This is a genomic window from Cupriavidus sp. 21MJTG02-4 (assembly GCF_057798975.1).
Genome location: NZ_JBYOJP010000052.1, coordinates 1 through 1,361 on the forward strand (window position 1 = coordinate 1; position 1,361 = coordinate 1,361).

1 pseudogene is annotated in these 1,361 nt (G+C 58.6%); it reads right to left on the reverse strand.

Features of this window, described 5'->3' with window-relative positions:
* Positions 1–561: 561 nt before the first annotated feature.
* Positions 562–1,107: pseudogene (locus AC3FKH_RS34420) on the reverse strand (Tn3 family transposase); the annotation flags it as partial.
* Between the last annotated feature and the right edge of the window lie 254 nt (positions 1,108–1,361).

Genomic DNA, 1,361 nt, shown 5'->3' on the forward strand with positions numbered 1-1,361 from the left:
GCCATGTCATGCCAATCCAGCCGCGCTGGCCAAGCGCTTCACTGAAGGATGCATCGGGGACCGCCCAGCCGTGGGAGGAGCTGCGAAACATGCCTCGGTCTTGCGCCTGTTGAAGGAACTCCCTTACTTCGTTGCGAAGCGTCGCTATGCTAGGGGCCGGGGGATTTACGGTGAACCTGATTGGTTGGGATGACAAGATGGTCTCCTTGAAAACTGCCGGGCTCGGAGCGCCGCGCGGTGTACACCCGATAATGGTTCAAGGTCGGCTTGGTCGGAAGTCGGAATTCACATATGTGAATCAGACATGCGGCACTGGATCGGCTGCCGTCACATTGGGCGGATATGAGCCGGCAGGGACGCATTGGTGGGTGCGTTGAGTCATAGAGTGCTACGGCTGTGCCGGCGTGGCGGCATTGCTCTAGAATTTGGGGACGGCGCCTGACAGGAACAAAGGCGCGGCGCCGCCGAAGGCATACCTAGCAGCCTCGGATTTGATGGAGGTCAGCATTGGGACCTACTGGAGGGGCGGCCGGGATTCACAAAAAATTCGCCACATCTCCGCTAAGCCGCTGATTTGAATACGAAATCGATCGATGGGTCGAGCGGCGGCACGCGCCGCTGCAGGTCGAGTAGGTAATCGCCGAACCGGTTGATGTGCTCGCGTCGGTAAGGTGACAACGCCTTGAGGACTTCGGCATTCACCGGGTGCCCTCGCTCCTGCAAATCCTTGAGTTTGCGCGACATCCACTGAACGTTGTGGAGGATGACCATGTTGGCAACCAGCTGGTTGTACTTGATCACCTTGCGCTGCTCGTGCCGCAGATTTTCGGCAATGATCCCGTCGCCGCCAAACATCAACCACTGTGCGAAGTCATTGAACTGCTCGCTCTTGTTGGTCGCGGCGTGAATGGTGCGCCGGAGCTCCGGGTCGTTCAGGTACTTCAGCAAGAACAGCGTGCGGATAACGCGGCCGAGTTCCCGGAACGCGAAGTAAAGCTTGTTCTTCGTGCTCTCCGAACCCAGCCGGCGCAGGATCGTCGACGGTGTCATTTTGCCGGCCTTGATCGAGACGGCAACGCGCATCATGTCAGAGTAGTGTCGTTGGATTGCGTATTTCGGGGCGCGTGATCAGCGATTTCGGGGGAACGTGATCACCTCTTTCGGCGGGAAGCTGATCGCTGGTTTCGGCAGAACGTGATCACTTCGGCGACGCCCCCGAATTCGGTGATCACGATCCCGAAACGAGTGATCACGTTGCCGAAATGGGTGATCAAGCAGCCGAAATGGGTGATCACGCACCGTAATGGGGCCGAGCAAGGGTTAGGGGTGGGACTGCGCATGGACTAGAACGCCGGCGATAC